This window comes from Pseudactinotalea sp. (genome assembly GCF_048594945.1).
Lineage (GTDB): Bacteria > Actinomycetota > Actinomycetes > Actinomycetales > Beutenbergiaceae > Pseudactinotalea.
The window spans coordinates 20,360-27,555 of record NZ_JBMDXJ010000061.1 but is presented as its reverse complement, the minus strand read 5'-3'; the positions used below and the strand labels follow the sequence as shown (position 1 = coordinate 27,555).

Annotated in this window: 8 protein-coding genes; 7 read left to right on the top strand and 1 reads right to left on the bottom strand. The window is 69.9% G+C overall.

Going from position 1 to position 7,196, the window contains the following annotated elements:
• Nucleotides 1-71: 71 nt before the first annotated feature.
• Genes ACOJSN_RS02950 through ACOJSN_RS02930 form a run of 5 tightly spaced genes read left to right on the top strand, consistent with a single transcriptional unit; the run spans nucleotide 72 to nucleotide 4,639 of the window.
• The gene (locus ACOJSN_RS02950) at nucleotides 72-1,064 is read left to right on the top strand and encodes a carbohydrate ABC transporter permease (RefSeq protein WP_420111020.1); all 993 of its coding nucleotides are present in this window, start codon (nucleotides 72-74) and stop codon (nucleotides 1,062-1,064) included.
• A complete protein-coding gene (locus ACOJSN_RS02945; protein WP_420111019.1) occupies nucleotides 1,061-1,933 on the top strand; it encodes a carbohydrate ABC transporter permease in 873 nt (290 codons plus the stop codon). The genes ACOJSN_RS02950 and ACOJSN_RS02945 overlap by 4 nt, the downstream gene beginning before the upstream one ends.
• Nucleotides 1,930-2,727, top strand: coding sequence for an SDR family NAD(P)-dependent oxidoreductase (locus ACOJSN_RS02940; protein WP_420111018.1), 798 nt, complete (start codon nucleotides 1,930-1,932; stop codon nucleotides 2,725-2,727). Before ACOJSN_RS02945 ends, ACOJSN_RS02940 begins: the two co-directional genes overlap by 4 nt.
• The gene (locus ACOJSN_RS02935) at nucleotides 2,724-3,620 is read left to right on the top strand and encodes an NAD(P)-dependent oxidoreductase (RefSeq protein WP_420111017.1); all 897 of its coding nucleotides are present in this window, start codon (nucleotides 2,724-2,726) and stop codon (nucleotides 3,618-3,620) included. The genes ACOJSN_RS02940 and ACOJSN_RS02935 overlap by 4 nt, the downstream gene beginning before the upstream one ends.
• Complete coding sequence (locus ACOJSN_RS02930) at nucleotides 3,617-4,639, top strand: Gfo/Idh/MocA family protein (protein WP_420111016.1); 1,023 nt, start codon at nucleotides 3,617-3,619, stop codon at nucleotides 4,637-4,639. The genes ACOJSN_RS02935 and ACOJSN_RS02930 overlap by 4 nt, the downstream gene beginning before the upstream one ends.
• Here the strand turns inward: ACOJSN_RS02930 and ACOJSN_RS02925 are convergent.
• Entirely contained in the window at nucleotides 4,597-5,070 is a 474-nt protein-coding gene (locus tag ACOJSN_RS02925) for a DUF6463 family protein (protein ID WP_420111015.1), read from the bottom strand. The genes ACOJSN_RS02930 and ACOJSN_RS02925 overlap by 43 nt on opposite strands.
• A 169-nt stretch (nucleotides 5,071-5,239) precedes the next feature.
• Between ACOJSN_RS02925 and ACOJSN_RS02920 the strand changes: the two genes are divergently transcribed.
• Both ACOJSN_RS02920 and ACOJSN_RS02915 read left to right on the top strand, forming a co-directional pair.
• The gene (locus ACOJSN_RS02920; RefSeq protein WP_420111014.1) at nucleotides 5,240-6,166 is read left to right on the top strand and encodes a DUF1684 domain-containing protein; all 927 of its coding nucleotides are present in this window, start codon (nucleotides 5,240-5,242) and stop codon (nucleotides 6,164-6,166) included.
• Complete coding sequence (locus ACOJSN_RS02915) at nucleotides 6,163-7,182, top strand: LLM class flavin-dependent oxidoreductase (protein ID WP_420111013.1); 1,020 nt, start codon at nucleotides 6,163-6,165, stop codon at nucleotides 7,180-7,182. Before ACOJSN_RS02920 ends, ACOJSN_RS02915 begins: the two co-directional genes overlap by 4 nt.
• The last annotated feature ends 14 nt before the right edge of the window (nucleotides 7,183-7,196 follow it).

Here is a 7,196-nt window from a genome sequence, read left to right as displayed (position 1 = left end):
GCCGGGTTGCCCCTCCGTGGGGGGGGGGGGCCGCCCCCCCCCCCCCCCCCCCCACCGAGGAAGGGGTTCACATGGCTGTGACGGCCAGAGATGTCCGCCAGAGCACGCACCGCTCAGCAACGTCTCCACCAGGGCGCAGGCCGGGGCGACTGCCCGGGACTGGCGGCTGGAACGAGTCCGCGCGCACCACGCTCGCGGGGTACCTGTTTCTGTCGCCCTGGCTCGCGGGATTCTTCGGCGTGACGGCGCTGCCGATGCTCGCGTCGCTGGTGCTGTCGTTCACCAATTTCTCCGGCTCCTTCAGCAGGATGGAGTGGGTCGGGCTGGAGAACTACCGCATCATGTTCACCGTCGACCCCGCGTACTGGGGATCGGTCCGGGTGACGCTGCTGTATGTGCTCATCTCGGTCCCGGTGATGCTCGCGTTCGCACTCACCGTGGCGACCCTGCTCAACAAGGGGATCCGGGCGCTGGGGCTCTACCGGACGATCTTCTACATCCCGTCGCTGCTGGGCGGCAGCGTGGCGATCGCCGTGCTGTGGCGGTTCGTGTGGGGTGAGTCGGGACTCATCAACGGAGTGCTGTCGGTGTTCGGCATCGACGGACGCAGCTGGATCGGCAACCCCGACACGGCACTCATCACCATCATGGTGCTCAACGTGTGGACCTTCGGCTCACCGATGATCATCTTTCTCGCGGGGTTGCGGCAGGTGCCGGTCGAGCTCTACGAGGCCGCAGCCCTGGACGGCGCCGGCCGCCGGGCACGCTACTGGTACATCACCTTGCCGTCGATCTCTCCGGTCGTGCTCTTCAACGGCATCCTCGCCACGATCGGCGGCTTCCAGGCCTTCACACAGGTCTATGTCGTCAGCGGCGGCACCGGCGGGCCTGCGGGCTCGACGCTCTTCTACACGCTGCTGCTCTACCAACGGGCCTTCACCGAGTTGCGCTTCGGGTACGCCTCCGCGATGGCGTGGGTGCTGCTCGTGGCGATCGCAGCGGTGACCGCGGCGGTGTTCGCCAGCGGCCGGTTCTGGGTCCACTACGGAGATGGGGAGAAGTGAGCACCGTCGTCGTCAGCCGCCGGCCGCGCCGGCCCGTGGGCCATGCTGCCCAGCGCACCCTGATCCACGTCGGACTGGTGTCAGCCGCCTTCGTGATGTCCTACCCGCTGCTCTGGATGACCGCGTCCGCCTTCCGGCCCTCCGACGAGGTCCTGATCGATGACAGCCTGTGGGTCTCGAACCCGACGCTGGAGAACTTCGTCAACGGGTGGACGAGCGTCGCCCAGACGAGCTTTGGCACGTTCTTCGCGAACTCGCTGATCATCTCGGTGCTCGCGGTGGTGGGCAACGTGGTGTCCTGCTCGCTGGCCGCCTACGCCTTCGCCCGGCTGCCGTTCCGCGGGCGCCGGGTATGGTTCGCGCTCATGATCGGCACGATCATGCTGCCGTACCACGTGCTGCTGATCCCGCAGTACCTGCTCTTCAACTCGCTGGGCTGGGTCGACACGTTCCTGCCGCTGGTGGTACCGCGGTTCCTGGCCACCGAGGCATTCTTCGTGTTCCTGCTCGTGCAGTTCTTCCGGCTGATCCCGAAGGACCTCGCCGAGGCGGCCCGGATCGACGGCTGCGGGCACGCGCGGATCTTCGCTCAGATCATGGTGCCGCTCGCTGTGCCGGCCATGGCCACCACGGCAGCGTTCTCCTTCATCTGGTCCTGGAACGACTTCCTCAACCCGCTCATCTATCTGACGAGCCAGGCGAACTACACCGTGCCGATCGGCCTGGCACTGTTCGTGGATGCCTCCGGCACATCCAACTACGGCGGCCTCTTCGCGATGTCGCTGCTCTCCCTGCTGCCGGTCATCGGCTTCTTCCTCGCCTTCCAGCGACTCCTGTTGGACGGCATCTCGACGACGGGAATCAAGTGACATCACCCAGCCATCCCAGCCGCTTCACCGACCGCGTGGTGGTGGTCACCGGTGCCGCCTCCGGCATCGGCCGCGCCACCGCCAGCAGGCTCGGCAGCGAGGGGGCGCACGTCGTCCTTCTCGACCGTGATCGTGCGGGAGCCGAGGCAGCCGCAGCTGCCATCCAGGAAGCCGGCGGCAGCGCCACGGCACACGGACTCGACCTCGCGTCCGAGGCCTCGGTGTCCGAGACCACTGCGATCATCGCCGCGGCCCACCCGCAGGTCCACGGCGTGGTGGGCTGCGCCGGGCTCGTGCACGTGGACGGGTCGCAGGAGAATCCGTTCCTCGAGCGCGGGCTGGCGGGCTGGGACCTGCTGTTTGCCGTCAATGTCCGAGGCATGGCGCAGCTGGTCCACGAGCTCGTGCCAGCGCTGAGCGCGGCGCGCGGCGTGGTGGTGACGGTCTCCTCGGAGGCCGCGTATCGCTCACGCGCGGGTCGATGGATCTACGACGCCACGAAGGCGGCGCTGGTCTCGGTCACACGATCCATGGCCGCAGCGCTGGCGGGCGCCGGCGTTCGTGTGGTCGGGGTCGCCCCGGGCGGCACGATCACCGAGATGCATCTGCAGGACCATGCCGATCCGGAGGCCGCGAGGATCCGGATGCGGTCCGCCGAGGGGTCCAACCTGCTGCGGCGCCTCGCGGAGCCGGAGGAGATCGCGGCGGCGATCACCTTCCTCGCCAGCGACGACGCGAGCTTCATTACCGGCACCACGATCGCCGTCGACGGCGGCGGGGCGGGCAGCCGATGAGCGCGCGCTACGGCCTCGTGGGCCTCGGCAACGTCGGCGGCGGCCTCGTCGCCCCCGCCGTGACCGCCGGGCTGGACGTCCACGTCCACGACCTCGACGCTGCCGCGCGCGAACGCGCCGGCGCCGCGGGGGGCCACGTGCACGATCACGTCCTCTCGCTGGCCGAGTCGGTCGATGTGCTCGTGCTCTCGCTGCCGAACGCCGACGTCGTCGATGCTGTCCTGCTGCAGGGTGGCGCCCTCGACGCGATGGCGCCGGGGTCGGTCTGCGTCGACATGAGCACCAACCTGCCCGCCCGTACGCTCGCGCTCGTCGAGCAGGGCCGGCAGCGAGAGGTCGCCGTCGTCGATGCACCGGTCACCTACGGCCCCGAGGGCCTGGTCTCGTTCCTCGGCGGCGCCGAGGATGACGTCGCGCGGGCGCAGCCCTGGCTCGATGCGGTCACGGTGCGTTCCTTCCACATGGGCCCGCACGGCCACGGGCAGTACGTCAAACTCGTGCAGAACATGCTGAACGGCGTGATCATGGGTGTGATCGGAGAAGCGCTCGGGTTCGCCGAGCACGCGGGCGTCGATCTCGCACTGCTTCCCGAGGCGCTCAGCTGGACCGGTTCGCGATCGGGCATGCTCGAGCGTGTGCTGCCGGCCATGACCGAGCGGCGGTACGGCACCGTCGGCACGATGGCGCTGCACTCGAAGGACATGGGCTACGTGCTGCAGACCGCAGCGGAACTCGGCGCGCGGACGCCCTTCACGGCGGCGCTCCGGGGTGTCTTCGAGGACGTGCTCGCTGCCGGCGACCCGCGCTGGACCCAGACCGCGCTGGTGGAGTGGTATCTCAGTGACGGCGTGGCCGCGCAACAGCCGACCGGCACGGAGGAGGTGCCCCGATGACGGCGCCACCGATCGGCGTCGGCATCATCGGCCTCGGGAACAGTGGCTGGTACTACCACGCGGAGGGCACGCTGGAGCGCTCGCCGGACTTCGACATCGTGGCCGTCAACGCGCGCCGGCCGGAGCGCACGGCGGCCGGCGCACAGCGCTTCGGCGCCCGTGGGCACGACGACTGGCGCACGCTGGTGACCGACGACGCGGTCCAGGTCGTCGTCGTCGCTACACCGCACGATCAGCACGCGCCGATGACGCTTGCCGCGCTCGCCGCCGGCAAGCACGTCGTGGTAGAGAAGCCGATGGCCTCGACCGTGAGCGAGACCGAGGCGATGCTCGCAGCAGCCGAGAAGCATGACCGCATCCTCACCGTGTTCCACAATCGCCGGTGGGAGCCGTCCTTCCAGATCATCCGACGGTTGGTCGCCGAGGGCGCAATCGGCGAGATCTGGCGCAGCGAGGAGCGCAGGATGCACCGCGGCAAGTACACCGTGGCAGGTGCCGATCGAGCGCACGCCGGCACCGAACCCGCGGCCTGGGCGCACACCACCGCAGGCGGAGGAGGCGTGGTCAACCTCATCGCGCCGCATCTCGTCGACCATCAGCTGCTGCTGCACGCAGGGCTACCCCACTCGGTCACCGCCGTCATGCATCGATATCCTGCAGACGAGGTCGAGCACCATGGTGAGATCGTGCTCAACTACGGCGAGGGTGTCAGCGCTCGGATCGAGGTGTTTCGCGAGTGCGATGTCGACCTCCCGAAGTGGAGCGTGTTCGGAAGCTCAGGCACGATCGTGGCCCAGAACTTCGACTCGCTCACCCTGATCCGACCCGGGCAACCGGACGAGGTGTTCGACGGACTGGCTCCGCTGCAGGCGTGCGACGAGTTCTACGAGGAGTTCGCGCTCGCTATCCGTGGCGAAGGTCCCGCGCCGGTCTCGGCGCGGGACGCTGCTGACGTCGTGCGTGTCCTGGGCGCCGCTCACCGCTCATCCGCCTCCGCTGGTGCGTCGATCATGCCCTGATCCCGCCGGGGCGCCCGCACCCGCGCGACCACCAGCAGCGCCACCGGCACGATCAGCAGCATGAACCCGCTCGGACCCACGATCCACACGCAGAGAGCACCCCACAGCGCGAGCGCGATCGGGACGTAGAGCGGCGCTTGCGCGCCTCGTCGCCCGAGGGTCACGAGCGAGAGTCCGAACAGCGCGCCGATCACCACGAAGCTGCCCGGCAGTGCCCAGAACTGGGCGAACGCCTCGTTCGGCGGCTCCTCGGTGCGGAACGGGCCGGCGAGCCACACGCCCCACCAGGGTTGGGCGATGAAGACCAGGGTGTGAAGCACGGCGATCGCGGCCAAGGACCAGCCACCGGCCATGGTGAGCCGATCGGCCCGGCGCGCTCCGCCGTCGGATACGACTGAGGTAGGGACATGGGTGAGAGGTTCGGTAGCCATGCCTACCAGCCTGGGACGGCGGCCAGAGCCCGCCATCCCGCTCGGGCGTGAACGCACTCCCCCGTTCGAGGGAGCGTCCACTATTCGGGACTACTTTAGTCCAGATTGTTAGCGGGGCGGCAGAGGCGGAGAGTGAAGCTCTCAACCCCTTCGTTGCCAGGAGCGACCCATGACACTCACCGACCAGACCCAAGGAGACGTCGACACCGCACGCGCACGCTGGCAACGGTGGTGCGAGGAGCGCAACGACGGGCTCGCGGCCCCCTACGACTGGTTGTCCGTGGTGGCCTACCACTGGATCACGGCGACCTCGGAAGAGACGTCCGACCACCCCGCCACCGTTCCGGGCAGCTGGTGGGTGGCCGACGACACCCTGCACGTCCGGGCTGCCTCGGCCGATGGCCTCGTCCTTCTCACGCCCGACGGCGGAGCGGGGCCGGCTCCGCTCGACGGCGTCGCCTCGGTCGTGGTGAACGAGGCAGGTGCGCACCGCTTCGCGACGGTGGGCGAGGGTGCCTTGGACGACGACGGCCCGGTGCTGGTGGAGGTGCTGCGCCGCGGCGGCTACTACGCGCTGCGGCTGCGCGACCCGCAGGCCGGGGCGCGCGAGGAGTTCACGGGCGTGCCGGTCTTCGACTTCAACCCGGACTGGGTGGTGGACGTGGAGCTGCAGCCGTACGAGCATCCCCGCAGCGTGCGCGTGAAGGCGGCAGCGCCCGGTCTCGAGCAGATCGCGAGCGCAGTCGGCGAGGTCACCTTCCATCGTGGAGGGCGTGAGCACCGGGCCGTGGCCACCGCACGTGGCTCGGCATGGCTCCTCTCCTTCTCCGACGCCACGAGCGGCGTGCTCACCTCCGCGTGGCGCGCGGTGCCGGTCGAGGGCGAGGTGGCGAGCGGTCGCGGCGTGATCGACTTCAACCGAGCGATCAACTACCCGTACGTGTTCAGCGACTACGGCACCTGCCCGGCACCGGTCGCCGGCAACCACCTCGACCTCGAGGTGACGGCGGGCGAGAAGGCGCCCACCGGCCGCACCGGCGTGCCGCCGACCGAGGGCGGCCCGACCGCCCTGCCCGGGAAGCAGCTGCTGCCGTGACGATCCGTTCCCTCTCCTTCCTCTCACCCGGCACCTACGACAGCGACAACCCCCGGACCGGGCTCGAGGACACACTCGGGCTGTTCAGCTACGGAGAACGGCTCGGGTACCAGGGCGCGTGGGTGCGGCAGCGTCACCTCGAGGCGGCGGTCTCCTCGGCGGCGGTGTTCCTGTCCGCGGCCACTCAACGCACGGATCGGATCGAGCTGGGCACCGCCGTGGTGCCGATCGGGTACGAGAGCCCGCTGCGCCTCGCCGAGGACCTCGCCACGGTGGACGTGCTCGCCGGTGGCCGGCTCCAGATCGGCGTGAGCGCCGGCACGCCGCCGCACGTCGAGCTCGTGGGTGACCGGGTGTTCGACGGCGACTGGGAGGCAGTCGACTTCTCCCACCAGCGGATCCTGCGGTTCGCGAAGAACCTCGACGGCAGCTGGATCGGTTCCGAGGACACGCGAGTGCAGTCACCCAACGGCCCGCAGCGGCCACGGGTGCAGCCGTACGCCGCGGGACTGACCGAGCGGCTCTGGTACGGCGGCGGCTCGTCGCGCTCGACGATCTGGGCTGCCGAGCACGGGCTCAACCTGCTCACCGGCAACATCGTGGCGGGCGAGGGCACCGACGACTTCTGGACGGCGCAGCTCACCAACCTGCAGACGTTCCGACAGCGGTGGCGAGGGGCGGGCGAACCGCGGATCGCCGTCGGTCGGGTGGTGGTGCCGACCGACAGCGCCGATGCCGCCACCCGGGACAAGTACCGCGAGTACGAGGCGAGCCGGCACGCCCGCACGCTGGCTCCGCAGGGTGAGCGCCGCACGCTGTTCGCGCCGGATCTCGTGGGATCCAGCGCCGAGATCGTCGAGCGACTGCAGGCGGATGCCGCCATCGGCGACGTCACCGAGCTCCGGCTCGAGCTGCCCTACGGGCTGCGCCGGATCGACTACGAGCAGATCCTCCACGACGTCGCCACGCAGGTCGCCCCCGCCCTCGGCTGGCAGCCGGCGCTCGTGGCCGCCTGACACCCGGGCGAGCC

Bases quoted from the DNA above. Each gene is read 5' to 3' on its own strand.
- ACOJSN_RS02950 (WP_420111020.1), top strand. From the start codon at position 72: ATGGCTGTGACGGCCAGAGATGTCCGCCAGAGCACGCACCGCTCAGCA.
- ACOJSN_RS02935 (WP_420111017.1), top strand. From the start codon at position 2,724: ATGAGCGCGCGCTACGGCCTCGTGGGCCTCGGCAACGTCGGCGGCGGC.
- ACOJSN_RS02930 (WP_420111016.1), top strand. From the start codon at position 3,617: ATGACGGCGCCACCGATCGGCGTCGGCATCATCGGCCTCGGGAACAGT.
- ACOJSN_RS02925 (WP_420111015.1), bottom strand. From the start codon at position 5,070: ATGGCTACCGAACCTCTCACCCATGTCCCTACCTCAGTCGTATCCGAC.
- ACOJSN_RS02920 (WP_420111014.1), top strand. From the start codon at position 5,240: ATGACACTCACCGACCAGACCCAAGGAGACGTCGACACCGCACGCGCA.